The sequence below is a fragment of the Rhodococcus sp. JS3073 genome, from assembly GCF_026810085.1.
GTDB lineage: Bacteria > Actinomycetota > Actinomycetes > Mycobacteriales > Mycobacteriaceae > Rhodococcus_F > Rhodococcus_F wratislaviensis.
Genome location: NZ_CP113952.1, coordinates 203,885 through 229,718, shown reverse-complemented (window position 1 = coordinate 229,718; position 25,834 = coordinate 203,885). Strand labels below are relative to the sequence as shown.

At 67.0% G+C, this 25,834-nt stretch carries 21 protein-coding genes and 2 pseudogenes; 15 read left to right on the top strand and 8 right to left on the bottom strand.

Features of this window, described 5'->3' with window-relative positions; genetic code table 11:
- Positions 1-408: 408 nt before the first annotated feature.
- The 3 genes from OYT95_RS39100 to OYT95_RS39090 form a co-directional block, all read right to left on the bottom strand.
- Positions 409-900 carry a hypothetical protein gene (locus OYT95_RS39100; protein ID WP_268792947.1) on the bottom strand — a complete coding sequence of 164 codons (492 nt, stop codon included), beginning with the start codon at positions 898-900 and terminating at the stop codon, positions 409-411.
- A 245-nt stretch (positions 901-1,145) separates the two neighbouring features.
- Complete coding sequence (locus OYT95_RS39095) at positions 1,146-1,385, bottom strand: hypothetical protein (RefSeq protein ID WP_268792946.1); 240 nt, start codon at positions 1,383-1,385, stop codon at positions 1,146-1,148.
- Positions 1,386-1,443: 58 nt separating this feature from the next.
- The gene (locus OYT95_RS39090; protein ID WP_037235114.1) at positions 1,444-1,668 is read right to left on the bottom strand and encodes a hypothetical protein; all 225 of its coding nucleotides are present in this window, start codon (positions 1,666-1,668) and stop codon (positions 1,444-1,446) included.
- 624 nt (positions 1,669-2,292) lie between these two features.
- Here OYT95_RS39090 and OYT95_RS39085 point away from each other — a divergent pair.
- Positions 2,293-3,000 carry an HNH endonuclease family protein gene (locus tag OYT95_RS39085; RefSeq protein ID WP_268792945.1) on the top strand — a complete coding sequence of 236 codons (708 nt, stop codon included), beginning with the start codon at positions 2,293-2,295 and terminating at the stop codon, positions 2,998-3,000.
- A gap of 113 nt (positions 3,001-3,113) precedes the next feature.
- Here the strand turns inward: OYT95_RS39085 and OYT95_RS39080 are convergent, their stop codons facing one another.
- The 3 genes from OYT95_RS39080 to OYT95_RS39070 form a co-directional block, all read right to left on the bottom strand.
- Positions 3,114-3,656: a helicase associated domain-containing protein gene (locus OYT95_RS39080; protein WP_268792944.1), complete on the bottom strand. Its 543-nt coding sequence runs from the start codon at positions 3,654-3,656 to the stop codon at positions 3,114-3,116.
- 436 nt (positions 3,657-4,092) lie between these two features.
- Positions 4,093-4,449 carry a hypothetical protein gene (locus OYT95_RS39075; RefSeq protein ID WP_268792943.1) on the bottom strand — a complete coding sequence of 119 codons (357 nt, stop codon included), beginning with the start codon at positions 4,447-4,449 and terminating at the stop codon, positions 4,093-4,095.
- A 283-nt stretch (positions 4,450-4,732) separates the two neighbouring features.
- Positions 4,733-6,004 carry a DUF7373 family lipoprotein gene (locus tag OYT95_RS39070; RefSeq protein WP_268792942.1) on the bottom strand — a complete coding sequence of 424 codons (1,272 nt, stop codon included), beginning with the start codon at positions 6,002-6,004 and terminating at the stop codon, positions 4,733-4,735.
- 246 nt (positions 6,005-6,250) lie between these two features.
- Between OYT95_RS39070 and OYT95_RS39065 the strand changes: the two genes are divergently transcribed.
- The 14 genes and pseudogenes from OYT95_RS39065 to OYT95_RS39000 all read left to right on the top strand — a co-directional run bounded on the left by OYT95_RS39065 (position 6,251) and on the right by OYT95_RS39000 (position 21,920).
- A complete protein-coding gene (locus tag OYT95_RS39065) occupies positions 6,251-8,143 on the top strand; it encodes a dynamin family protein (protein WP_268792941.1) in 1,893 nt (630 codons plus the stop codon).
- Positions 8,140-9,573, top strand: a complete 1,434-nt coding sequence (locus OYT95_RS39060) for a GTPase (RefSeq protein WP_268792940.1) — start codon at positions 8,140-8,142, stop codon at positions 9,571-9,573. The genes OYT95_RS39065 and OYT95_RS39060 overlap by 4 nt, the downstream gene beginning before the upstream one ends.
- A 239-nt stretch (positions 9,574-9,812) precedes the next feature.
- A complete protein-coding gene (locus OYT95_RS39055; protein WP_268792939.1) occupies positions 9,813-11,723 on the top strand; it encodes an Hsp70 family protein in 1,911 nt (636 codons plus the stop codon).
- A 203-nt stretch (positions 11,724-11,926) separates the two neighbouring features.
- A complete protein-coding gene (locus OYT95_RS39050; protein WP_268792938.1) occupies positions 11,927-12,793 on the top strand; it encodes a hypothetical protein in 867 nt (288 codons plus the stop codon).
- 119 nt (positions 12,794-12,912) lie between these two features.
- Positions 12,913-13,821, top strand: coding sequence for a C39 family peptidase (locus OYT95_RS39045; protein WP_268792937.1), 909 nt, complete (start codon positions 12,913-12,915; stop codon positions 13,819-13,821).
- A gap of 171 nt (positions 13,822-13,992) precedes the next feature.
- Positions 13,993-14,406: a hypothetical protein gene (locus OYT95_RS39040; RefSeq protein WP_268792936.1), complete on the top strand. Its 414-nt coding sequence runs from the start codon at positions 13,993-13,995 to the stop codon at positions 14,404-14,406.
- Positions 14,407-14,536: 130 nt separating this feature from the next.
- Entirely contained in the window at positions 14,537-15,079 is a 543-nt protein-coding gene (locus OYT95_RS39035) for an RNA polymerase sigma factor (protein WP_268792935.1), read from the top strand.
- A gap of 88 nt (positions 15,080-15,167) precedes the next feature.
- Positions 15,168-15,872: pseudogene (locus tag OYT95_RS39030) on the top strand (PDDEXK nuclease domain-containing protein); the annotation flags it as partial.
- Between the two features lie 441 nt (positions 15,873-16,313).
- Positions 16,314-17,300, top strand: a complete 987-nt coding sequence (locus OYT95_RS39025; RefSeq protein ID WP_268792822.1) for a tyrosine-type recombinase/integrase — start codon at positions 16,314-16,316, stop codon at positions 17,298-17,300.
- Positions 17,297-18,232 carry a tyrosine-type recombinase/integrase gene (locus OYT95_RS39020; protein WP_268792821.1) on the top strand — a complete coding sequence of 312 codons (936 nt, stop codon included), beginning with the start codon at positions 17,297-17,299 and terminating at the stop codon, positions 18,230-18,232. The genes OYT95_RS39025 and OYT95_RS39020 overlap by 4 nt, the downstream gene beginning before the upstream one ends.
- Complete coding sequence (locus OYT95_RS39015; RefSeq protein ID WP_268792820.1) at positions 18,229-19,260, top strand: tyrosine-type recombinase/integrase; 1,032 nt, start codon at positions 18,229-18,231, stop codon at positions 19,258-19,260. The genes OYT95_RS39020 and OYT95_RS39015 overlap by 4 nt, the downstream gene beginning before the upstream one ends.
- A gap of 131 nt (positions 19,261-19,391) precedes the next feature.
- Positions 19,392-19,766, top strand: a pseudogene (locus tag OYT95_RS39010) (PDDEXK nuclease domain-containing protein); the annotation flags it as partial.
- 97 nt (positions 19,767-19,863) lie between these two features.
- Positions 19,864-20,085 (top strand): hypothetical protein, encoded by a 222-nt coding sequence (locus tag OYT95_RS39005; RefSeq protein ID WP_268792934.1) that lies wholly within the window; start codon positions 19,864-19,866, stop codon positions 20,083-20,085.
- A 158-nt stretch (positions 20,086-20,243) separates the two neighbouring features.
- Positions 20,244-21,920 carry a CopG family transcriptional regulator gene (locus OYT95_RS39000; RefSeq protein WP_268792933.1) on the top strand — a complete coding sequence of 559 codons (1,677 nt, stop codon included), beginning with the start codon at positions 20,244-20,246 and terminating at the stop codon, positions 21,918-21,920.
- Positions 21,921-22,481: 561 nt separating this feature from the next.
- On the opposite strand, the gene OYT95_RS38990 is transcribed toward OYT95_RS39000, so the two are convergent.
- A complete protein-coding gene (locus OYT95_RS38990; RefSeq protein ID WP_268792932.1) occupies positions 22,482-23,669 on the bottom strand; it encodes an acyl-CoA dehydrogenase family protein in 1,188 nt (395 codons plus the stop codon).
- A complete protein-coding gene (locus OYT95_RS38985; RefSeq protein ID WP_268792931.1) occupies positions 23,669-25,759 on the bottom strand; it encodes an acetate--CoA ligase family protein in 2,091 nt (696 codons plus the stop codon). Before OYT95_RS38985 ends, OYT95_RS38990 begins: the two co-directional genes overlap by 1 nt.
- Between the last annotated feature and the right edge of the window lie 75 nt (positions 25,760-25,834).

Sequence of the window (25,834 nt, the reverse complement as noted above, 5' to 3'; positions counted from 1 at the left end):
GCCGACCGCTGTTGAGGTGCATGAATGTTGTCAGGACCGGACTCCGGGGCTCTACTTCGTCGGTCGGCTGTGCGATGCTGGTGCCACAGTTCGGATTCGGTGACGTCGCGAGGGTGACATGACTGTGCAGGTAATCCAATCCAGTGGACACAATGGGTGGGCGGTGCGGTGCGATCTGTGTGAACACCGATTCGATGCCGCGGTCGCCGGACAAACAGCAGCGGTGGCCTTCGCCCGGATCAACGGGTGGGTCGTCGGTGAGACCACCCGGTGCCCGATGTGCGCGACAGCCCGAATCGGCTGAGCACCAGACCGCAGTGTGCGGTTCGGTGAACCGGTACGTTCCGACCACCAAGAATCGGCAACAGCGGCTCGGGTATTCGGCTCGTCAAAGGCAGTCGGACACCGTCAGCGCCGGGCATCGGACCCGAAGGTGGTGGGGAAGGGGCTGGGACCGAGCGTGAGGGTGACCGAGGTGGGGTGAAGTCCGACCTGAGGCCAGCTGGTGATGACGGTCATTGATCCGGTGGCCGGATAGGTGCCGATCCAGTACTGCGGCGTGGTTCGGTACGGCCCGGATCCCTCCGGGCCGGAGTCGGGGACCGGGTGGAACGGATCGGCGAGCCCGCCCAGGTCGTCGGCGAGGATGCGCACGGTCAGATACGACCACTGCGCCGACCAGTCGTGGGGGTCGGTCAGGGGGCGGGTTTCGTAGCGGACGAAGTCGGCGCGGATACCGGTGACCGATAGCGTGAACCGCAGCAGAAGCCCGGACGCGAACGCTGTCGCGGCGGACAGTTCGAGCGTGAGGTCTTTCTCAGCCACGATCGGCATGCCCGCGTGCACGGTGATCCCTCCGGTGGTGGGCGTCGCGAGGGCCGGCCAACGATGGCGGCGCATGCTTCATCGTCGCACCACTCGGCCCCGCGGTGTCTGTGAATTTCCTGAGAGTACCTCCCTGCGAGAACGATTCGAGAACGAGACCGACAGCCCGGTAACAGAGATCAGGGTGCCGAGCCTGTGCTGTCGCCGAGGAGGGCCGTGTCTGCTCCAGGTCCACAGCGCACGACAAACCCAGGATGCGGGGAGGACGCCGCGCCAACACCGGAACACACACGCCAGCGGACGGGGCATTGCAGGCAGTGTCAGAGGGCGGCGGTGATCAGGCCGGCAATGCCGGCCACCGCGACGAGCGCGAGAAGGGCCAGCGGGAAGGACCCGAGGACCGTGCACACGAGGGTGGTCAGCAGCGCCAGGCAGATGGTCACGGCGATACCCGCTTCCCAGGACTCGAGGAGCGCAGCGTCGGTCGACGCGGGGTCGTCGCGACCGGTGTCGAGGGTGGTACGTGTGGCGGACAGATGCGGGCCGGGGACGACGGTCACGGGTGGTGCGGATCCTTCCAAAAGTCGAGGACAGCAGGCGTATGGGATGGTGCGCGGGTCACAGGTACTCCAGCACCGGAAAGAGCGCGATCGCGGACACCGTGATCCCCGCGACTCCGGCGACGACTCCGAGCAACGCCCGCAGCGATGCGGACTCATCGTCCGCTACGCCGGACCGGGACGTGGCGAAAGCGCCACACACCACGGCGCTCACGCCCAGGACGAACCCGAGTCCGACCACCCAGAACGACGCGATGGACAACACCCCCAAGGCGATCGACACCGACGGCAACCGCGATCCATCACGCGGCACTCGCCGGCGTGCGCGCCCGGAGGAACACCCGTCACTGGCGACACCTGATGGGCGCGAGGTGGCGTCGGTCACTGATCCTCCTCCAGTGCGTCGGGTGGCCCGGTCATCGGTGTTGCGGAGCCGTATGTGCCAATCGATCACCTTCCAGCCACTGCCCCAACCCGGTAGCAAGTGCATAGCACCTGTAACCGGCGACTGTGGCTGGGCCCAGCGACTTCTCGCTGGTCGTGTCACCGAGTACGAAGAATTTAGCACTCTCCACGTTGGAGTGCTAATGAATTGTCCGGTCGGCATAGGCGAGCACCGGGCCGGGAACAGGTCGTCGAGATTCGGGTCATCGGGGCGCATCGTCATACTCGGACGCGAGCACCAGAAAGCCGGTCCCGTCCTTGTAGAAATCGTCCAGCAGGCTGCTGGACGATTTCGAACATTCCCTGATGTCGTCCGGGTATACACCAAACATCCGGAATCATCGACGGGCGTCATACCACTGCGTCACCGCGGCCGACTCGGTCGGCAGCGCTCACACAGTTGTCAGAGGCACCCGCAATACTGCAATCACAACAGCCCCACAGGTAACAGGAGAACAGACACATGCGTCATCGCCCCCGGGCCGCCTTCCTCGCTCTCGCTGCGGTATCCGTCATCGGTCTGTCGGGGTGCTCGGCCATCGCCGATGCCGACCCGGGAACCGGCTCGCTCGGCGGCGCACCGGCAGCCCCGGTGTTCGATTCGGCGCCGGCGCTGGCGAAGCTCGACACCCTGGCGGTCAAGGGACGCGCTCCGAAGACCGGCTACACGCGGGAGCAGTTCGGCCCGTCGTGGTCCGACGACAACGGTGTCGAGGGCGGCCACAACGGGTGCGATACCCGCAACGACATCCTCCGCCGCGACCTGGTCGACCTGACCTACAAAACCAGTACGCGGGACTGTGTGGTGGCGACCGGAACCCTGCACGACACCTACACCAACACCACCATCGCGTTCGTCCGCGGCCAGGACACCTCCACGGCGGTGCAGATCGATCACGTCGTCGCACTATCGGATTCGTGGCAGAAGGGTGCCCAGCAGCTCAGCCCGGAGCAGCGCCGCGACCTTGCCAACGACCCACGAAACCTGCAGGCCGTCGACGGCCCCACGAATTCGCAGAAGTCCGATTCCGACGCCGCATCCTGGTTGCCGCCGAACAAGGCATACCGGTGCACCTACGTCTCACGGCAGATCGACGTCAAAGCCCTCTACCGGCTGTGGGTGACCCAAGCCGAGAAGGACGCGATGAGCCAGGTCCTGCACTCCTGCTAACGACACCCCTCCTGGGTTCGGCCGCGGGGCAGTGGTGGCCACCATCGCTGCCCCCGGCGCACGAGTGGACTCATCCGACTGCGGGAACAGGTGTGCAGCCAGCGGATTCGCGCTCAACTCCGCGCCTGAGCCGAAAGCCGCCGGGCGCGGCGATGGACTCCCGCTCCGGTGTGCTGTGCCGACGTTCGCGGACCCCGCGGCCGTGGACCAGGGGAGACCCCGAGAGCGGCGAGCGGACGACGCTCCTCGTCGGGCAATGCGCCGGCACGCCATCTTTTCACCGCCCGATACAGCCACTGCCCTACCTGTTCGCCGTCGGCAGTGACATAGTTCGCGGGCACCAGCGCGTTGCCGTGCTCTTCGCGGTACGCAGCGATTTCGGTGAGCATTCGCCGCCGTTTGCTGTCGGCACGTGACACAGCCGGAACCGGGGCATCGTCGTCGTCGCTCCACATGAACCCGATCGCATCGAGTTGGTGGATGCGTTGGGGCGGGAGGGTGCCGAGCATGCGGGCAACTCGCTGGCGCTCTTGCCAACGTCCCAGTCGGAAGCCGTCTTCGGTGACGTAGTCGGCCGGGATCGCAGTGTGAGGATGTTGGCGCCGAAAAATGCGGTAGAGCTGCAGGGGAGAGGCTGCGGACTGGGTGGCGCGCATTGATATCGCATCCTTCCGAAAACCGTCGCACGTCTTCGAATTTGTCATTATTCCAAGTATGTCAATCGGTTTGACGATTCTGCAAGAAAGCAGGATTATCCAACAGAACGTAAGGGGATGCGCTGCTGGAACAGATCCCTATTGCCGATGGCCGGCCGTGTCTCATTGCTTCGAAAACTGCAGGGTGATCAGTGCGATCGCTGGGTGATCACCAGGTTGCATCCTGTGTTGTCCTCGATTCAACGGCCAGACCCGTGGCCACGGGCGAGAATTCCGATTGCCAATAAGCTCAACCCTGGCGTGGCAGTGGATCGGCAAGAACTCGGCTCGCACCGACGCGCAGTCGTGCGACGATCTCAACCTAGGCATTCCCGCGATTGTTCGCTCAGACGATGGACATGCCCGCCAACGGGAATCCTGGTGGCGGGCTTCCGCATCAGCGGGATGCCTGAAGCCACCACTCGGTGGCACTGGATTCGATTTCGAGAGCGTGCGCGGGCCAGTCGGGATCGGCGATCAACGTGTGGATTGTTCGTGCCATTTCCGATGCGTTGCCGTCGATGTCGAGTCTGGTGAGGAGTCGGGCGATCCGAGCCGGCGTGCCCGGCCAGCGGCCGCCCGTTGTTTCGACCAGCGCCGCAACCAGGGTTGCGCACTCATGGTCGCTCAGCGGTGGCGGTGTGCGTGTCATGCCGCGCAATCCGCGGCTGCCGTCGGTGAGCCACCGGTCACTGGCTTCGTGCTGGATCCGGTTCCAGTACAACGGGCCACGACTACTGAGAAATGAGCGCACTGTCCGACGGTAGCAAGGGGATGTCGAGAGATCGGTCCTGGTCGGCGAGCGGTGACGGACACGTGCCGGGCCATCGGGGTGGGGCGCCGCTCCTGGAGCGTACGAGCCTGGCCTGCGCGGGGTCAGACCTGTTCAGTGGACGTCCTCGACGGCGATCGGCGTCCGGAGGCCTCCGTTGGTCTACGTCGTTCCCCGACGCCCGTCGGATGAGTGTGGCTGTGGCCTTGCCATTGTCGGCGAGGCCACAGCCACAGGGCGCAGTGTCTGCTGTGCTTAGGGTTGGTTATTCGGCGTTCTGGTCGGCGTGCTCGAGGATCAGGTACTGAGCGGAGATCTGCTGATCGACGTCCTTCTTGTTGTCGGTGCCGCTGGCTTCGCCGACGTAACGGCCGTTGGCGACCATGCAGTAGTCCTGGGTGCCGTTGACGGTGTCCTTGGTGGCGCATTTCGCGTCGGGTAGGCCCTGCGGGGTGGGGGCTGCGGTGAAGCCTTCGGAGAGCAGGTCGTTGTAGAACTCGGCGAGGATCGTCTCGGCGCCGGCATCGTCTTTGGCCCTGTAGACGGTGGTCTTGTAGACGGCGTTGTGGTCGGATCCGGCGTCGGTGAGGATCTTGTAGGTCAGCGGCGGGTTGGTGGAGCGGTGCGCCATGCCGCGGGGGCCGTAGGCGGCCATGTCGTCGCCGAGTTGGGCTTGGGCGTCTTCTTCGGGGAGGGCGTAGATCAGGACCTTGTCCTGGTCGATCATGGGCAGCTGCGCGGACTGTCCACCGTTCTGGGCACGGGTCGGGGTGGCCGGGAACTGGTTGATCAGCGGTTCTTGCAGTTGGAGGGACTTCGCGACGGCCTTCGCGGTCCAGTCCTTGTCGGCGGCGGGGGCTTTCGCCCAGGTGTAGAGCAGGTAGTCACCGTGGGGGGTGAACGCGTTGACCGAGACCTCGGGTCCGGCAGCGAAATTCGTCTGTCCGGTCGAGACCAGGGTGTTGGGCAGGATGTCGATGTTCTCGGCGGTCTCGAGGCCGGTGCCGTCGTCGACGGTGAGCAGGTTCTGGTGGATTTCGCGGGCGGTCGCGGCGGCGTCCTCGGGGTTGTTGAACCGCATGACCGCTTGGACGACGGACCGGGACGGATCTGTCGTTTTCGTGGTGGGGGTGGCGGCGGTGGAGACGTAGCCGTAGAGCATCTGGTGGTTGTGGGCGATGTCCCCGGCGGCGTCGCTGAGGACGACACCGAGGTTCTTGCCGCTGCGCATCACCATCGTGGGCATCTTCACCGAGGTCAGTTCCGGGTCGATCTCGAAGGGAACGACGGTGAACTCGGCGAGCCGCTGCCCGTCGACGTCGAGGATGGTTTCCTGGGTGGCCCGCCCGAACTCCGGGGCCGGGCTGGTCGGGTAGCTGCCGGTGTCGAGGGCGGCTGGATCGACACTCGCGGCCGTGGTTTGGTCTCCGCCGGATTTACCGGTGGGTTCGGCGGTGGTGTCGGCGTTGCTGCAGCCGGCCAACAGCACAGCGGTGGCGAGCACTGCCGCCGCCGGCATCCACGTGGTGGTCCTCATCGTCTTGTCGGTTCCTTCCCTGTCTCACCCCCGCGAGTGTCGGCGTCGCCGGGCGGGAGCGTGTGGTCTTGGTAGTTGGAGGCCGCGACCGCCTGGAAGGTTCCCACACCTTTCCGGTGGCCTCCGTCACACCCACCGCTGTGGGGGAGGTGGTCGGCTGGCGATGCAGGCCCAGGCCCGATCACGCTAGGGTTCGACGGCGCCCACACCCGGGCACACACAGATCGACGGGAAAGGGGAGAGGGCGTGGAATCCGCAGCCCAAGCCGGGCAACCGGCCACCGTTGCCTCCCCAGCCGCCGAAGCGCCGCCGCGGGAGCGCGCCGAGGTGCTGCTCTCGTCGATCACCGACAAGATCCTGCGCCCGTTCGGGTACGACGCAATCAGCGATCTCGCCGAACAGCGAGCCCAAAGCATGGAACAGACCCGCTCGGTGGTCGTGGTCGGTGAGGTCAAGCGGGGAAAGAGCTCGTTGGTCAATGCGCTGGTCGGGTGGCGCGGCGCCTCCCCGGTGGGGGTGGACGTGACGACATCGACGACGATCAGCTTCGGTGAGGCGACCGCCGAGCAACCCGGCGGCACGGCGCAGATCCTGTTCCCGGACCGAACCGAGCAAATCCGCCACGCCGAGCTGGCGGACTGGGTCTCGTGCGAGGGCGCCCATGTCACCGACAGCCGGGTCGAGGAGTTACCCACCCGAGCGATCGTCCCGGTGGCCGGCAGCCGGCTCGGCGACGTCACCGTGATCGACACCCCCGGGGTGGGCGGACTGGACCCGTCCTACGCGGTCCTGGCGGAAGCGTCCGCATCGCAGGCATGCGTGTTGGTGATCGTGTGCGATGCCACCACCCCGCTGACGGCGCCGGAGATGGCGTTCATCGACAAGACCGGGTCCGCGGTGGAATCACTGATCGTGGTGGTCACCAAGACCGACAAGAACATCCGCCGCTGGCGTCCGATCGTCGACGAAGACCGCGAACTCCTGGTCCGGCACCTGGGCCGACAGATTCCGGTGGTCGGGGTGTCGAGTCTGCGCGCAGTGATCGCCGCCGAGATGGCATCCGGCCCGCAGCGCGACATTGCCGAGGCACGGTCCGGGATCGTCGAACTGCGCAACCTGATCGACTCGAAACTCGCCATCGCCGAACACCTTCCAGCGATCACGGGGCTGCGGACCGCCGTCGAGGGATTGCGCACGTTGGCGACGGACATGCGCACCCAAATCGCCGCGATCACCCGCAGCGGCGAGGTCATCCCGGATCTGACCGCACAGCTGGCGCAGTTGCAGGGCCTCAAAGACCACTCGACACAGTGGGAGCAGTACCTGCAACGGGACCTGACGTTGATCCGCCAGCACGCCACCGACGACCTCGACCGCCGCCTCGACGACATCCGGCAGAAGTGGACCACCCGAATCAACAAGAACGGGATGGCGGTGCTGCGCCGGAACCCGCAACATTTCACCGCGGAAATGGAACGCGATTTCCAGGCCGCGATGGCGGGATCGGTCAACCTGTTCCTCGAGCAGCTTTACACCCAGATTGTGCAGCCGCGGTTCGCCTCGGAGGTCATCTGGCACGAGATTTCCGAGCAGGTCCTCGCGACGTTGTCGAACCGCACCCTGGAAACCCACCAGGTCGCCGGCAAACGGCAGGGGCTCCTCGATCCGTCGATGATCACCATGGGAGTGATGGGCTCGTCGATGCTCGGCGGTCTGATCGGGGTCTCGGCGATGATGGGGGTCGGGGCGGTCGTCGGAGTTGCCTGGGTGGGGTTCAATCTCGGTTTCAAAGCGATGCGGGCCGGGAAGACGAACCTGCTGGGCTGGTTGCGGGAAACGATCGCGACGACGAAGACCACCACCGCCAGGATGCTCGAATCCACCTTGGCGCTTGCTCGCCCGGAAATCGTCATCCGCTACCGCGAACACGTGAAAGCCTCGATCGAAACCCTGCAGACGCAGATCAAAGACGCCGAGGACACCGCACGGGCCGACAAGGCCACCCGGGAGAAAAAGCTGACCCGCCTGCAGAACAACCTGCGGGTGGTCGAAAACAACATCACCCGCGCCGAATCCCTGATCGCCGAACTGTCCACCCACACCACACCATCGGCCGACCCAGGCGGTGATCTCCGGTGACGCCCACCCCAACCCCCACCGCCCCGGCCTGGGACCCGGTGCGCACCGGCCTGGACCGGGCGCTACACGCGCTCGCCGGCCTGGCCCCCGATCTGGCCGCGCACGCCAACCGAATCGGTCAGATCCTCTGGTCCCCGCCGCGGATCGTGATCGTCGGCCGACTCAAGGCCGGCAAGTCGACACTGGTCAACGCCCTGATCGGGGCGCCGGTCGCCGAAACCGCCGCCCTCGAGGCCACCAGCATCGTCGCCGTCTACCAGGACGGCGCCCCCTCCCGCGCAGAGGTGGTCCTGCTCGACGGCTCCCGCCGCCCGCTGCACCTGTCCCGCGGCCACACCACCGACCTAGGGGTCGACCCGGAACAGGTTGCCTACCTGCACCGGTGGCTGGCCTCGGCGGCGATCCGCGATTACACCCTGGTCGACACCCCCGGTCTGGCCACGCTGACCGCCGAGAACGAGGCCCGCACCCGCCGGGTGCTCATCGACGGGTTCGAACAGACCCGCACCGCCTCCGTCGACGCCGACGCCGCGGTATTCCTGTTCGACTCCGCGCCCCGCGCCGACGAGATCTCCTTCCTCAAACAACTCGGATTCACCCCGCTGAACACCCTCGGCGTCCTCTCCCGCGCCGACGGATTCGGGGAAGGCGCACTGGGGCAGCGCAATCCGCTCGAGCACGCCATCGCCCACGCCCGGGTCCTGGCGGACCGGCTCGCCGACACCGTCATGACGGTGATGCCGATCGCCGGGCTGCTCGCCGAAACCTCCCACACCGGGGCGCTCACCGAGGCCGACGCCCGCGCGCTGGCGTCGCTGACCGGGTACGGGCCGCTCGAGGTGCTCGACCTCCTCGACACCGATACCCCCACCGTGGTGCCCGCCGCGGTGCGCGACCGGCTCCTCGATCTGGTCGGCGAGTACGGCATCATCCATGGCCGCGACGTCGCCGCCCGCGGCGCCGCCACCCTGAACGAGTGGTTGACCGCGCACTCGGGGATCCCCCAGCTGAGGGGAGTGCTCTCCCAGCATCTGGGCCGGTTCGCCGCCGTGCACCGGGCCAGCCGGATCATCCGCGAACTCGACCAACTCGCCTTCACCCACCCCGCCCGGGACCAGATTCGAGGGATCGTGGACCACCTGCGCCGCGACCCCGCCCTGCACACCGTGGTGCTCTTCGAACACCTCAAGTCCATGCTCGAGGCCGATCCCCGCTCCCCGGTCACCACCGAACTGCGAAGGCTCCTCGAACATCACACCCCGGCCGGGCAGCTCGGGCTCCCCGACAGCGCGGGCCCGGACCAGGTGCGGGCAACGGCGCAGCAGAAACTGGGATGGGCGCACACCCAGGCGCTGTCGACGATGACCGCGGCCGAGGACGCCGCCCTGATCGTGCTGCAACACACCTACAGCACCCTCGCCGCCACCTGACCCGAACCCTCCAGCCAGCAGCCCGCGGGATCGATGGGGGTGGGGCGGGAACCTTTCGCCTGCGACGCGCATCGAACTATCACCCGCCGACGCACACCCCTTGTGGAAGGACCGACCCGTGATGTTCTACCGAACGCCGCAGCCACCGCCCCCGCGCCGCCATGACATGATGCCCGGGCGCGGCCGCGCAGCACAGGCCGCCGGGCGCATTCCGTGGGGCTCGATCACGAGGGGTATCAATGTCTAGGCCGGACTGGCTGCTGGGGATCGACTTCGGCACCTCCAACACCGCCGCCGCACACACCGGCGCGGTCAACGGCGCGGTGGAAGCACTGCAACTCAGCCACAACCGCACCACGATGTCCTCGGCGGTGTTCGTCGAATCTCCACACCAGATCGCAGTCGGAGACGTGGCCACCAACCGCGCCGAAACCAACCCCGCCGCCTACATGCCCTCACCGAAGCGGGTGATCGGGCAGGGCGTCGTCACTGTCAACGGCTACGCCATCCCCTCATCGGTGCCGGTCGCCGCAGTGCTCGATTCGGTCATGGCCCGGGCCCGGGCCGCACACGCCGGGCAAGCACCCGCCCAGCTGGTGCTCACCCACCCCGAGGCCTGGTCCCCACGCGAGATCCAGGTACTCCTCGACGCCGCGGCCCAACTCGGGCTGGACCCCTCCCAGGTGACCACGGTGTCCGAACCGCGGGCGGCGGCGCACTACTATTCGCGGTCGAACACCCTGCCCCCGGGCGCGAAGATCGCGGTGTTCGACTTCGGCGGCGGCACCCTCGACATCGCCGTGCTGGCCGCCAACGACCACGGCACATTCGACGTGGTCGCCGCGCGCGGCGACAACGGCCTCGGCGGCAAGAACTTCGACGCCTACATCCGCCGGTGGGTCGACGAGCAACTCGACGCCCGCAACCCCGAACTGGGGGACTACCTACGATCGGCGCCGATCGACATCCGGCACGCCCTCGACGATTCGATCCGCCGCGCCAAGGAACTGCTCTCGGAGGCACCGTCGGCGACCATCACCGTCGCCGGCGGCGGGCACACCGAGAAGTTCCAGATCACCCGTGAGGAGTTCGAGGAGCTCATCACCCCGGCATTGGAGAAGGCGGTCACCCTCACCCGGGCGACGCTCGCCGACGCCCACGTCACCGACCCCAGCGGGCTGCACGCGCTGTATCTGACCGGAGGGTCCTCGCGGATCCCGATAGTGCAGGAGCACCTCAAGGCGCTCGGGCCGATCGCCACTCTCGACGACCCGAAGACCGTCGTCGCGCAGGGGGCGATCGCGGCGGCCGCCCCGATCGTCCGCGGCCTCGGCAACACCGCCGCCGCCGCCGCAGGCGGAGTCGGGTCGCGGTACACCCATCCCACCCCGCCGTCGCCGCCCGACCGCCTGGGTGGAGCGGCGGCACCGGCACCCATCCCGTCGTCCGGTCCGGACCGAACGACGGTGACATGGCAACCCGCACCCACGCCCGCGCCGACGGGCACAGTTACAGGTACGGGTAGGAAGAAGTGGGCGGTGATCGGCGCCGCAGCCGCCGCCGTGGTGATAGCCGCCGGAGTTATCGGAGCAGTTGCCCTCACCGGAGACAAGGGGGCCGGCGATCAGATGCCGCCCGCCGACACCGCAGCCGCAGCCGGTGACACCGCGGACGCAGAGCAGGCCGGCGCCGCCGGGACCGGGAACAGTCAGGTTCCGACCACGAAAGATGCTGTACTGGCGGCCCTTCCGGCAGCATTGCGGACAGATCTGGAGAACTGCAAAACCAACGGGGAAACCGAGAACGGTGGCCTGCAGATGCAATGCACCCTGAAAGAGGGCACGGCGTTGACCGCCGGGATTTCCGACCAGGACTACCAGTCGATCATCGTCAGCGTCGACGCCGCCGAGGCGAAAAAGCGGGTCCTCGGCATCCGGCAGGGCTTCCAGAACGACACCACCTCGACCGACAACGAGATCGTGGAGAACATCCCGCGGACCGCGGCCGCACACATCGACGGCCCGGGCTACGCGAACACCTACTCGATCTGGTACGCCAACAGCTCGACCGGGGTGATGGCCAGCTTCAGCGACGCCCAGGGCCTCGACGGGGCGAAGACGTTCCTCTCCCGCGCCGGCCTGATCAACTAACTCCCACGAAAACCGCAGAGAGTCTCTGCGCCCGCCCTTTTCGGGCGGGCGCAGCTGTCTGTGCAGGCCTTTCACCCTCAGTCGCGGCCGGCCGCAAAGTTTTTCAGGAAGGCCGGGAACCTTTCGGGGCACTCACCGCATCCAACTCTCGACAGCACAGGGAACTTACGCTTCCCGGCCAACACTGACGACAAGGATTCGAGATGAGCAACCCCCGCACCGCACAGGACACCCAGACCACCGGCACCACCTCATCCAGTCCCAACCTGACCGGGGACCCGCAGGACGCCACCTACACCCCCGCCCCCGCCGTCGGCGAGCAGCCGCCGGTGGCAGTCGATCCAGTCGGAGCTGGTACCGCTCCGGGCCCCACCGCCACCGACACCACCGTGGGAACCGGCACCGCCGACGACACCGATCTGGGCGCCGGCACCGGCGGGGAGTACTACTCGCCGCGCGACGTCGACGGCGACGGAAACGTCGACCTGATCCACACCCGCATCGAGGGGGTCGAAACCATCACCCACATCGACGAGGACGGCTCCATCACCCTCGTCGAGCAGGACACCGACGGCAACGGCACCTACGAAACCGGTATCGCCCCCACCGCCACCGGGATCCGCCTCGCCGAGGACCTCGACGACGACGGAACCGTCGATCTCGCGACCCACCTCGACCCCGCCACCGGCGCACCGGTCCGCCAGGATGTCATCGAGGACGGGCGGATCACCGACACCCGGCTCGACACCACCGCCGACGGCAACCCGGACGTGCACCTGATCGACAGCAACGGCGACGGCCGCTTCGACACCGCCCTCCTCGACACCGACCTCGACGGCATCACCAACGACACCCTGGTCGACACCAACGGTGACGGCACCTTCGACCTGCGCACCGCCGACACCGACAACGACGGCACCCAGGAGTCATTCGACACCGCCACCGACGGGCACCTCGGGTCGATCGAGCAGTTCGAAGCCCTCATCCCCGCCGAGGACCACTACCACGAGCAGGCCGGCACGTACCCGGCCGAGACGCCGGCCGACCAGACCGCCACCGACCTGGCCTGACCCGCACACCTGGGCGTCGCACTGGCGGCGCCCACCAGCTTCGAACGGCCGGTGGGTGCAGTACACCCCGCACCCACCCGACCTGTATGCGGCCGAACCTCACACCGGGAGAGCACCGAATGGATGACATCGCCGCGGATCTGGACGCAGCAGCCTGGTCCGCCACCCCACTCGACGACGACACGTACCTCGGCGACCCGGTCCCCGTCGACGAGAGCCTCGACGCGATCCCCGAACCGGTCGACGACGACCCGTTCGTCGAGGTCGCTGACGGGACGGGACCGGTGGATCTGTCCGTCATCGACCTGAGCGCCCTCGACCCGGATCTCACCGAGCCCCCGACGCCGCAGGATGCGACCGAACCGGCGGTCGACCCGGGCACCGCCCCGGTGCCCCCGGTCGACGGTGCGGGCGGGGACGGGGTGTACGGGGACCCGGTGGAATGGTCGGTGAACTGGTTCTTCCAGCAGATTGACGGCTACTGCGGACCGTCGAGCGCCGCGCAGGTGATCGCCCAGTACACCGGCGTGGTCATCGACGACCCCCAACAACTCGTCGACCGGGCCCTCGAACTCGGACTCATGCAGGACGGCGACCCCGCGCAGGGCATGACCTTGCCGAACCTCGAGATCCTCCTCGAGGACCAAGGGGTGCCCTGCACCGTGCAGGACAGCTCGATCGACGACCTGAAAACCAAGCTCGAGGACGGCTACGGGGTAATCGCGATGGTCGACTCCGGGGAGATCTGGAACCCGGACCAAGAAGCCGGGGAAGACGACACGGCTGACCACTTCCTCGTCGTCGCCGGCATCGACGAAACCCGCGGTGTGGTCATCCTCTCCGACCCCGGCGCCCCGAACGGCAACCAGCTCGAGGTGCCCATCGACCAGTTCGAGGACGCATGGGCGGACTCGGGCTGCAAAATGCTGGTCGCCGACACCCCCGATCCCGACCTGGCCGACCACTCGGACCCGGTGGCGATGTCGGTGGCCGCACCCGATCGCCGGTGGGCGATGATCGACCTGTAGCGGTAGTCGCTACCAACCGACGACAGGTTGGGCGTGCACACTGGAGAGGCCGTCACCACCATCGGTGAGGGTGCTCGAAGATGCGGGCGGCCGGCGGGAACCTTTCGTCGATCCGGTGCATCCAACGAGTGTGGGCGTCTGTGGCGGCGCCGACATACTGAGGGAAACGAGGTGAGAGCAGCAGTGGACGACGACTCCGTCCTTGCAGCACTGGGGGTATCGGGCGCGCTGCCGCCCGTGCCCGACGATGTGTGGGCGCGCGCCCTCGAGGTCGCCCTCGACCCCACCACCGCACCCGTCGACACCGACCTCGTCCCCGACATGGACGACGTACCGGTCGTACCCGAGGACGACGACATCATCCTGATCGACGACGACACCGACCTCGACACCGATGGTGACGACGGCAACGTCCCAGGCCCGGACCTCGATACCGACACCGACGAGGACATCGATCTCGACATCCCCCCAGGGCAGGACTTCGATCTCGGCGACGACCACGTCGACCCGTCCACCCTCGGCGCCGACGACCCCGCCGACCTCGGCATCGACCTCGGCGGACACCACGACATCGACCCACTCTGACCACCCCGCCGCCCCGGATGCGGCCTAGGACCAGATTCCTGGTTCCGGCGGCTGTATGTGACGCCGGGTACGATTCCCTCGGCGCCCAGGGGGCGGCAACGACAGTGATCACGGCACGGGGGGACGAGACATGGACGACGCGGACCTGATCGCGGCGTGCCGAGCCGGCGACCACCACGCCTTCGCCGAACTCGCCGGCCGCTACCGCACCAACGCCTGGCACGTGTGCCTGCAGATCACCGGCAACACCCACGACGCCGAAGACGCCCTGCAAGACACGCTCACCGCAGCCTGGCAGAACCTCCCGAAATTCCGCGGCGACGCCCGCTTCAACACCTGGCTGCACCGCATCGCCGCCAACGCCGCCCTCGCCGTCGTCCGACGCCGCAAGAACACCGACAGCCTCGACGACACCGACGGCGAATACGGCATCCTGCTCGAAGACCCCACACCCCGATTCGACGAGCAAATCACCACCATCGACGTGGTCCGCCGCGCCCTCGCCCAACTCCCCGAAGACTTCCGCGTCGCCATCGTGCTCGCCGAATTCGCCTCCCTGCCCTACGCCGACATCGCCGAACACCAAGGCGTCACCGTCGCGACCGTGAAAACCCGAATCCACCGCGCCCGCAAACAACTGGCCACACTCCTCGCCCCCGCAATCGACCCGTGAGTAGGCCACGCGTGATTCGCCCGCGACGCACGGTACGTATCGACGGTGCCCAACGTTCGCGCTTCCGGTCGTACGGGAGGATGGGCGGGTGAGTGATTCTCCACTGCTGCCCGACGACTACCGCGACTTCCTCGAGCACCTCAAAACCCAGGTCCGTCAGGCCCGGGTCCGGGCCACACGAGTGGTCAACACCGAATTGCTCCTGCTGTACTGGGACATCGGCCGCGCGATCCTGGACCGCCAGGCAGCCGAGGGGTGGGGGAGCAAGGTCATCGACCGACTTGCCGTCGACCTGCGGTCCGAGTTCCCCGAGATGCGCGGATTCTCCCGCAGCAATCTGCACTACATGCGGAAGATCGCCTCGGCATGGCCCCGGAGCGCATTCGTCCAACAAGCTGTTGGACAAATCCCGTGGGGACACGTGACCGTGCTCGTCGACCGCCTCGACGACCAGGAATCCCGCGACTGGTACGCGGCCGCGGCGTTCGAGCGGGGCTGGTCCCGCAACGTCCTATCCCATCAAATCCGCAACCGACTCGACCAGCGGATCGGGGCAGCACCCTCGAACTTCACCGACCACCTGCCCACCGGTGACTCCGACCTGGCCCAGCAACTGGTCCGCGACCCGTACGTCTTCGACTTCTTGGATCTGACCGATCGGGTCGCGGAGCGCGAACTCGAAGCGGCGCTGATGGCACGGTTGGAACGGTTCCTGCTCGAGCTCGGTCACGGCTTCGCGTTCGTCGGCCGGCAGTACCACTTCGACGTCGACGGCGACGACTTCTACATCGATTATTCCGATTCTCGGGTTATGCCGATCTGCGCGTAGGTCCTGCGCTGACGACGTGTTTTCGGAGCGGTTGTCGGAATAGTTCCCTCAAAACCGCTGACCGTCTCCGGCCGATAGCGCGCTGCGGGGTCATGCCGTTGTGTTGGTTGCGGACGTCCGATGGAGCGTCCGTGACCGTCACGATGGAAGGACGAGACCATGGAACCAGCTATGTCTGTGTTGGTGGACGGAGTTTTGACGGCAGCCCGGGGTGCCGGACTGACTGAGGCATCGCTGAAGTATCAGAGGAGCTGTTGCGCGACCGTGGCAAGGTACTGCACCGACCACGCGATCGACGAGTACAACGAGCAGGTCCGCGACAGGTTCCTGGCTGAGCAGGACACCCGTCTGCAGCGCGGGAATATCGGCCCGGTGTTCCGGTCGTCGCTGGAGAAGGCAGCGAACATGCTGCTCGAGTTCAAGCTGGCCGGGAAGGTGGCATGGCGCAGGCGGCGTCCGATGTCGACGCAGCTTCCATCACGCTTCGAGACGGCCCTGCGCTTGTTCGACGAGTCGCTCTCGGGAACCCTGGCAGTCGGTTCGGTCGAGTTGGCTGTGGGCGAGATCAGGCAGCTGCTTACTCATCTGCGTGACCGTGGCCATGACAGCTTCGGCAGTGTCGGGCTGGACGACGTGCGGGGATTCCTGATGGCCGTGGCCCCGAATCACCGGTCGGGCATGGGGAACACCGTGTGGGCGGTCAAGCGATTCTTCAGCTTCCTCAACGACTTCGAACTGTCCGACCTTCCAGTGCACGCGATGTTGTCACAGGTCTCACCGAGACGGATTCGGATCTTGCCGCGCTTAACCCAGGACGAGGTCGCCCGGCTGCTAGCAGTGATCGACACCGCGACGGCAGTCGGCAACAGGGATTACGCGATGGTACGACTGGCCGTGTCGACAGGGCTGCGCTGCGGCGACATCACCGATCTGAGGTTGGAGAGCATCGACTGGCGACGAGATGAGATCAGAATCGTGCAGCGTAAGACCTCGGCCACGCTGGCGCTGCCGCTCACCGCCGAGGCGGGCAACGCGGTCGCCGACTATGTCTTGAACGCCAGGCCTGCCTCCGATGCACCCGAGGTGTTCCTGCGCGCCTACGCTCCGCACGTCAAACTGACGGGACCGACGGGCGCGTTGATCATGAGACGCTATCTGGCCGCGGCGGGCATCCACCACAGGGCTGGCGACGGAAAGACGTTCCACGCGTTACGTCGCACGCTGGGCACCAGGCTGATCGAGACCGGTACGGAACTGCCGATGACCGCCCAGATTCTCGGTCATGCCCGAATCGACTCGTCGAAACGCTACATCGCCTTGGACACGGACTCGCTGCGCGAGTGCTACCTGCCCTTGACCGGCTTTGGATGCCGGGCGGAGGCGCTGCAATGACCAACTACTACAGTGCGTTCGCCTCCCATATCACCGCAATGCTGGAGCTGAGGGACTCGCTGGGCCTCTACACGGGCCCGCTGCCGTTCGTGATGCAAAACTTCGACCGGTTCTGCCTAGCAAAGCATCCCGACGCCACCGCCCTGACAAGGGAACTGGCCACACAGTGGTGCGACGAGGGCAAGTCGGCGGGCAGGTCAGGCTACAAGATGCATGCCATCCGGAACTTCGGCAAGTACCTTCAATCCGTCGGTGCCGATGCGTTCGTGATGCCGTCCGCCTGGATCGGCAAACCCGCCAGACGCTTACCGCACATGTTTACCGACGACGAGCTGGAACGGTTCTTCAACGCATGTGACCGGATCGGACCGTCGAAGCTGAGCCCGTACCGCGAGCACATCATCCCGGTCGTGTTCCGTCTCATGCTCGGCTGCGGGCTTCGACCGCAGGAGGCCCGGCGGCTACGCCGCGCCGACGTCGACCTCGACACCATGGTGCTGACCGTCGTCCAGGGGAAGCGCCGCAAAGACCGGCTCGTCCCAGTCGGCTACGACATGACCGAGCTGTTGGCGAGGTTCGACCGGCTCGCCGACGTGCGCCAGCCCGATCGCGAGTGGTTCTTCGAACAGGCCCCCGGCCGGCCCTACCCGCCCCGCTGGCTGACTGCGCAGTACCACCGCGTTCGGGCAGGAGCCGATGGGGTCGCCACCGGCTCGACGCCCTACACGCTGCGGCACAACTACGCCACCCGGACACTCGCGCGCTGGGTCGACGAAGGGCGCGACCTCGGTGTCTGGTTGCCTTACCTGTCGGCCTACATGGGCCACGCCACCTACACAGCCACCGCCTACTACGTCCACCTGCTGCCCCAGCGGATCGCCGCGACGGGCCTGACCAGCGCGGATGGGATCATCCCGGAGCCGCCGCTATGAGCACACCGGCCGACACCTTCCTCAAGCACCTGCGCGACTGGTTCACCGTGTTCTTGCCCAGGCAACGCGTCGCCAGCCCCCACACCATCGAATCTGCCCGCCGCGCCTGGAACATGCTCCTGCGTCACGTCTGCGACACCGGTGGAGTCCCCGTCGACAAGATCACCTTTCCGATGCTTGACCGCGCCTGCATCACGGGGTTCCTCGAACAGACACGCGCGGAACGCAGCTGGACGGCGGCAACCTACAACCAGCGCCTCGCCTGCATCCGGTCGTTCTTCAAGTACGCCGCCATCGCCGAGCCGACACTGGCCATCTATCTTGCCGATCTCGCAGGCATCCCGCTGATGAAAGCGCCCGCCACCAAACCCGTCTCTCACATGAGCCAGAACGCTATCAAGGCGCTTCTGGCACAACCTGATCCGTCCAGTCGAACCGGACTGCGAGACCAGTTCTTCTTGATCTTGATGTATGACACCGCTGCCCGCGACGCGGAGATGCTCTCTGCCGCCATCGGAGACCTCGACGCCCAACGTCTCACCATCGACCTGCTCGGCAAGGGATCCAAACCCCGCCGCATCCCCATCACGAAGGAGACCGCCGCCCACTACCGGCGCTATACCGCCGCGTTCCACCCCGACCTCCAACTCGGCGACCCGCTGTTCTACACCATCCACAGCCACCGCAAGACGCGCATGTCCGACGACAACGCCGCCCGGATCATTCGCCAGCACGCCCAAGCCGCCCACCGAACATGCGCTGAAGTGCCCGCCGGAGCGCACCCCCACATGCTGCGCCATTCCCGAGCCATGCACCTCTACCAGGCAGGCATGCCGCTCGCGCTACTCACCGAGTGGCTCGGGCACGCCGACCCTGAGACCACACTCATCTACGCCCACGCCGACACCGAAATGAAACGCCGTGCCATCCAGAAGGCCACCGCCAACGGCGCCCCGACACTCCAGCCAACCCAGGCTGTCTGGCACGACAACGAAGACATCCTCAACCGGCTACTCGGAATCAGATGACCGCAATATCCCGACACCCAACCAACCGAAACCAACATCACCCCAGGCTTCAAGCACAAAGCAGCCGCTCGACACCGGGCCTCGGAATAACCCGGGAATCAGAATAATCGACGAAATTCCGAGGTCGGAATTTCCTCGACCTGCTGTTCTTCAACTGGATCCAGGCCCGCTTCGTCGTGGTCGAGCTGAAGGTCGGCCGGTTCGAACCCGAGTACGTCGGCAAGCTCGGCTTCTACGTGTCCTGGATCGACGACAACCTGCGCGACCACAACCAGCACGCGCCGACCATCGGGATCCTGCTGTGCGCCGGACGGAACGACAACGTCGTCCGCTACTCCCTGGCTGGAACCACCGCACCCTTGGCGGTCGCCGACTACACCTACGACACCCTGCCCTCACCAGTGCGCGAACTCGTCCCCACCGATGACGAACTCGCCTCCGCAGTGGGGGAGACCCTCACCCACCTGGCGGAGACCCCGTCACCACGCGCCGACAGCGAACAGTGAACCCCCGATATCGGCGAACTGGGAACGAGCCAGTGATACGGATGAGATATCGGCACCGGATAGCGACATAACAATGCAACCTTGTAAAGTTGGTGACATGACGGAACACGCACAGAGCAGCGCCGACAGTCAGGCCGAGCCCACAGACACCGTGGTGCCGCAGCACACCGAGAACGGCTTCGGCACCTATGAGTGGGATCCCGAGCGCGGAATCGTGTTCCGCATGGACCTCGACCAGTTCGGCACCATCGGCGGCGTCCCAGTCAGCCAGTACACCCCGCCGCAGCCGACCCCGTACACACCGCTCAACCTCTCCTGAAGCATTCACACTCCCGCGCCCCCCAGCATCCATGGGTTCTGGGGCGCAATGCATTTCGCAAACACCGGCTCGCCGCCGCGCAGTGACCGACTGCGGCGGCGGCGAGTGCCATGGGGTGCGAATCAAGGTCCCCGGACGCACCGGAACAATGGCCGGTGATGAGCGAGACAAACATGGGCCGCGTACCGGTGGGGGATCCGATCCCGCTCCGGTTCGATCCGACCACCAAACAACGCCTCGAGGAGTTGGCCGCCGGCATCGGCCCGCGCCGCTTCGGGGCACTGGTGCGGGTCGCCGCACGACGACTGCTGTCCGACCCTGACCGGGTGCCGGAGGCACTGGAGCGGGCCCGCCGGGCCTCCGCCGACGCCCGCCGCATCCCCTGGGCGGAGCGACCCCTCGACCTCGACCCCGCCACCAGCACTCGCCTCAACCAACTCGCCCACGAGTTCCACACCGACCGCAGCGCGATCGTCCGCGTCGCACTGCACCGCTTCCTCACCGCGGCAGGACGGTTCCGCCACCCGGTGCTCCGCGAAGACGCCCGCACCGATCTGACCTGCCGCACCCGCGTGTACCTCAACCGCTCCACGCTGGTCCGGCTCGACCGACTCATCGGCCGCAACGGCGACGCCTGCACCGCCGCAGCGATCCGGGTCGCGGTACGCCGACTCCTCGACGACCCCGGAGACCTCGCCGCCGACCTGGCCACGATCGGCGCCGCCCGCGACCTGACCCCGGAAACCCTCGGCCCGCGCACGAACGTGCACTTCGACGACGACCTGCGCCAGCAACTCGACACCCTCGCCGGGCAGCTCGACTCCGACCGCGCCGAACTGATGCGCCTGGCCGCCCGACAGCTCCTGGCAAACCCGCGGGACCTCGAGAAGGCCGTGACCGAGGAGATCTACCGCGGGGACGCCAACCGGGACAAGCTCCTCGCCCGGAACACCCGCCGCCGGCAGACCGCTGACCAGGCCACCGCCGCGCCCGCCGTCAGCAAGGCGCCGAGCCCACAGGGAAACCCGTTCGGGAAACGGCACGTCTTCCGGTTCGACGAGGACACCAAACGCCGGCTGGAGGAGCTGGCGGACGAGTACGGTCCCCGCCGGGTCTCCGCGCTGCTCCGGGTCGGGATCCGCCGACTCATCGGATCCCCGCGCGCCGACGTCGATCTCGCGCAGGCCCGCCGGGTCGCCGCCCTGGCACGGGCGCTTCCCCACGATCCGGTCACCCTGAAACTGGACTCGCCGACGGCGGCCCTCTTCCTCGCCCTCGCCGCCCGCTACGAGGCGTCGCCGCGAGACCTGGTCGCGGTCGCGGTGCACCGCTTCCTCACCGCCCCTGGGCACTACCGGGCGGCGCTGATCGACGAGGCCACCGCATCCGGGCTCGATGAGAAGTTCAAGGTGTCGCTCCGCCCGTCCGCACGCCGCGACATCGAGCGGCTCGCCGACCGGCAGGGGAGTCGGTTGGCCTCTGCGGTGGTGCGGGTTGCAGTGCGCCGGCTCCTCGGCAACCCTGGCGACCTCACAGAGGACCTGGAGACCGTTGCGCCGGTGCATGACCTGCGGCCCGCGCCGCGTACGGCCCGGGTTGACGTCGCGCTCGACGACGAACTCCTCGTGCATCTCGACGCCCTCGCCGAGCGCCTCGGCTCGGACCGTCAGGAGCTGGTGTATCTGGCGGCCAAACGCATCCTCCGCTTCCACCACAACATCGAGAACCGGATGCTCGACGAGATGTTCCGCGCCCCGAACAGCCGGAAGCACCTGCTGGCCAAGCATGCCCGCCGCGAGCGGATTCGTCGGATGGACCGCGGTAGCGACACCTGACCTGTGAAGGATGGACGAGGGCGGCCGGGGCGGTCGTGCGATGCGGCGCGGTGCCGCGGCCGGGCGAGGCTGGGATCCTCGGCCACGCTGGGAAGACCGCTGCGGGGAAGGTGGCGCGATGGGCCACTTCGGTTCCGCGTCGGGGTGGTCGGTGTCGGTCGGCTGTGCGCGCACTGCCACCCAGAGGGCGGCCTGTTCGGCGTTCTTCGCCGTTGCGGTGTCCCACGTTCCGCGGATAATTCAGGTGGGGCGCGGGGCGGCGAACAGTGGGTGTGGTCGGCGCCGTTCCTCCGTATCTCAAGATGGGTGGTCGGCAAATCGGGTGGGAATGCGTGGGAAACAAGCAATCTGAATAAATTAGACCATCCTCACTGTGCGAGCCATGACCTCGTCGATGTCAAAATCTGTGCCGGAGTTCCTATTCCTTATCGCTGTTGCCGGGAATGGGAACTCCGGCGGGTGATCAGCCCGAACTCTGGCCCTCGTGCTGCCTCCCCTTTTTGAAGGAACGACGTCACACCTGAGTCGAAATCGTGGAGTGGAGAACGGGTGGACGCTGGGTCAGACCGGGTGCGGGAAGGACAGGAGCTTGTCGAGTCCGCGCTTGTTGGCTTCGTTCGCGATGACTAGTCGCTGGATCTCGGAGGTGCCTTCCCAGATCCGGTCGACTCGTAGTTCGCGCCAGAGCCGCTCGACCGGATAGTCGCGAATGTATCCGCGGCCGCCGAAGATCTGGACGGCACGGTCGGCGACCCGGTTCGACGCCTCCGAGGCGGCCAGTTTCACGGTTGCCGCCTTCGCGTGCAGCGTCTTGCGAACGGCCGGGTCGGTGAGGTCCGCATGGTCGAACTCCCACGCGACCTGATGGGTCAGCGCCCGGTTGGTGGTGATGTCGACGACGGAGTCGGCGATCATGCCCTGGATGAGCTGACGGTTGATCAGTGGTTGTCCGCCTTGGACGCGGTCGCGTGCCCAGTCGACGGCCAGGGTCAGGGCGCGTTCCGCGGCGCCGATGGTGCGGGCACCGATCATCAGGCGTTCCTCGGTGAACCAGTCCCGGGTCAGTTCGAGGCCTTCTCCGATTCCGCCCAGGACGGCGTCGGCGCCGACTCGGACGTTGTCGAAGGTGAACTCGGGGTGCTCGTAGACGAAGGTGTGGGTGAACCGGGGAACGTGCTTGATCGACACCCCGGGGGTATCGGCATCGATCAGGAACATGGTGGGGGCGTTGTCGGGTTCGACATTGGCGAGCACGATCAGATAGTCGGCGACGTCACCGACCGTGACAAACCATTTCTCGCCATTGATCAGGTACCCGCCCCCGTCGGGCTTGGCGGTGGTGACGGCGCTGGAGAAGTCGGAGCCGGCGTTCGCCTCGGAGATGGCGACGGCGTCGCGGCGATCACCCCGGGCACCGGGGATCAGGTAGCGCTCGATCTGCTCTGAGGTGGCGTGAGCGAGGGGATTGGCAGGCCGCCATACTGTGTCCCACAGGGCGTTGGTGAGTTTGCCGAGCTCGTCCTGGACGACGGCCTGTTCGAGCACGCTCAGGCCGGCACCGCCGTACTCGGTGGGGGTGTTGATGGCCTGCAGCCCGGAATCGAGGACGGCCTGCTTGATCGTCGCATGGGCCTGTGCGGTGAGCCCGTTGTTCTGTTCGCACTCGAGCTCGAAGGGGATGATCGTCTCGGTCAGCGCGCGAGCGCGTTCCTTCAGCTCGGCAAGCTTGGGGGTGTATCCGAAATCCATCAGGAAGTCCTTTCAGGGTTGTCGATCAAGTTGTTTGTGAGGATGATTCGAGCGTCTAAGCCGACGGCCCCGCGTGGGGTCGCCAGCAGCGGGTTGACCTCGAGTTCGGCGATCTCGGGGTGTTCGGCGGCCACCGAGGTGATGGCGGCGATGGCCTCGGCGGCGGCATCGAGATCGATGGGGGGCCGACCGCGGACACCGCGCAGCAAGGCTGCCGCACGTAAACGGCCCAGGAGTTGGCGGGCCGCAACGGAGTCGATGGGGGCGAGCGCGAAGGCGACGTCGGCGAGGACCTCGGTGAACACACCGCCGATCCCGACCATGGCGATCGGCCCGAACCGTGGATCGGTTTGGACCCCGACGATCAGCTCCACCCCGGCGTCTAGGTCGGCCATCGCTTCGACGCAGTACCCGGGAGCTGCGAGCGAGCGCTCCATTGCGTCGAAGGCCCGCTCGACGTCCTGGGCGGCGCGCAGGCCCAGGACCACGCCGCCGGCGTCGGATTTGTGCAGTATTCCCATGGCTTTGAGGACCACGGGATACCCGATCGCATCCGATGCGGCGACCGCCTCGGCACGGGTGTGGACCAGTCGGGCCGGCAGGAAGTCGACACCGGCGTCCCGGAACAGCTCGCGGGCGTCCCAGTATCCGTCGGAGGTCAGCACCGGCGTCGACCCGACCGGGGCAGGTGTCGATGCCGGTGGCGGCGGGACGTCGACGAGGGCGCCGAGGGTGCGGGCGGCGTCCTCGATCGCCTCGAAGACGGGGATGCCCCCAGCGGTGAGGACGCTCGCCGCGGCGCTGCTCGGCCGCATGGTGTGCACCAGAACGGGTTTGTGGTGTCGGCGGGCGAGCTGAACCATGCGATGAGCGGTGTCGATCTCCCCCTGCGCGAGGGTGTCACCGTAGTCGCCGTAGCCGCCGAAGTATCCGGTGACGACCACGGCATCGATCTCCGGGCCGGTCAGCACGGTGTCCAGGGTGGCGGCAAAGGAGGTGATGTCCTGTTCGCCGGCGCCGGCGAGGTCGATCGGGTTGCTGACCCCGGCGGACGGTGGGAGTGCCGCCCGCAGCTGCTGCCGAATTTGCGCCGAGAATTCCGGGACCGTCAAGCCGGAGGATTCGAGGACGTCGGACGCGACCCCCGCGTGGCCGCCGCCGTCGGCGATGACGGCGACTTGACTGACGGTCTGGGGTTGGCAGGTGAGGAGCATCGCCGCGACGTCGGCGAGTTCGCGCGGGGTATGTACACGGTAGATGCCGGCGTGCCGGCACGCGGCATCGAGGACATCCGAGCTGGTCGTCAGGGCTCCGGTATGTGAGCGGGCCCCGCGGACGGAGGCCTCGCTCCCGCCGACGGTCAGCAGAACGACCGGCTTTCCTCGGCGGCGGGCGTGGGCGGCGGCGGCCACAACGGCGCGGCCGTCGCCGAAGTCCTCGCAGTAGACGGCGATCAGATCGGTGCCGTCGTGCTCGGCGCAGGCGTCGATGAAGTCGGCGACCGTGACATCGGCCTGGTTACCCAGCGAGACGAACCGGGCGAAGCCCAGGTCGCGGCGGCCGAAGAACCCGGCGAGTTCGAGTGCCATGTTGCCGCTCTGGGAGAGCAAACTGACCCGACCGGCGGGTAATGGGTTGGAGGCGAGTGTCAGTGCGGTCGTCGAGTCGGAGACGCCGAGGCAGTTCGGACCCAGCAGCATCGCACCGGCATCGCGCACACGCTCAACGATCCGATTCTGGGTTGTGCGCCCGTCCTCCCCCAGCTCGGCGAAGCCGGCGGTCACACCCACGATCGCCTTCGCGCCGGCGGCCAGCGCATCGTCCACCGCGTCCTCGAAGCCGTTGGCGGGCACCGTGATCACCACCAGATCGACGGTGGTGGGCACATCGGAGAGTGCGGCGACCGTGGAATAACCGAGTACCGGCTCCGCACGCCGGTTGACCAGGTGCACCGACCTGAGGTCCTTCATGCGCAGGGCTTGGGCGCTGAGCCAATTGCCGTACTTGCTGTGGTCGTTGCTCGCCCCGATTACGGCGACCGATCGGGGGTCGAACAGGGCCGAGAAGTCTCGGCCGGGTATTCGGTTCACTTCCGAATTCACCTCATAGTTCTTAAACGGGCACGACGCTGACCTGCGATGGGCAGACGCGTCCGCCAGGGTGGC

Excerpts from the sequence above, each read along its gene's own strand:
- OYT95_RS39050 (WP_268792938.1), top strand. The coding sequence starts at position 11,927 with ATGAGCAACCCCCGCACCGCACAGGACACCCAGACCACCGGCACCACC.
- OYT95_RS38990 (WP_268792932.1), bottom strand. The coding sequence starts at position 23,669 with ATGGATTTCGGATACACCCCCAAGCTTGCCGAGCTGAAGGAACGCGCT.
- OYT95_RS39020 (WP_268792821.1), top strand. The coding sequence starts at position 17,297 with ATGACCAACTACTACAGTGCGTTCGCCTCCCATATCACCGCAATGCTG.
- OYT95_RS39100 (WP_268792947.1), bottom strand. The coding sequence starts at position 900 with ATGCGCCGCCATCGTTGGCCGGCCCTCGCGACGCCCACCACCGGAGGG.
- OYT95_RS39025 (WP_268792822.1), top strand. The coding sequence starts at position 16,314 with ATGCTGCTCGAGTTCAAGCTGGCCGGGAAGGTGGCATGGCGCAGGCGG.
- OYT95_RS39035 (WP_268792935.1), top strand. The coding sequence starts at position 14,537 with ATGGACGACGCGGACCTGATCGCGGCGTGCCGAGCCGGCGACCACCAC.
- OYT95_RS39070 (WP_268792942.1), bottom strand. The coding sequence starts at position 6,004 with ATGAGGACCACCACGTGGATGCCGGCGGCGGCAGTGCTCGCCACCGCT.
- OYT95_RS39005 (WP_268792934.1), top strand. The coding sequence starts at position 19,864 with ATGACGGAACACGCACAGAGCAGCGCCGACAGTCAGGCCGAGCCCACA.
- OYT95_RS39015 (WP_268792820.1), top strand. The coding sequence starts at position 18,229 with ATGAGCACACCGGCCGACACCTTCCTCAAGCACCTGCGCGACTGGTTC.
- OYT95_RS39000 (WP_268792933.1), top strand. The coding sequence starts at position 20,244 with ATGAGCGAGACAAACATGGGCCGCGTACCGGTGGGGGATCCGATCCCG.
- OYT95_RS39055 (WP_268792939.1), top strand. The coding sequence starts at position 9,813 with ATGTCTAGGCCGGACTGGCTGCTGGGGATCGACTTCGGCACCTCCAAC.
- OYT95_RS39085 (WP_268792945.1), top strand. The coding sequence starts at position 2,293 with ATGCGTCATCGCCCCCGGGCCGCCTTCCTCGCTCTCGCTGCGGTATCC.
- OYT95_RS39045 (WP_268792937.1), top strand. The coding sequence starts at position 12,913 with ATGGATGACATCGCCGCGGATCTGGACGCAGCAGCCTGGTCCGCCACC.
- OYT95_RS39080 (WP_268792944.1), bottom strand. The coding sequence starts at position 3,656 with ATGCGCGCCACCCAGTCCGCAGCCTCTCCCCTGCAGCTCTACCGCATT.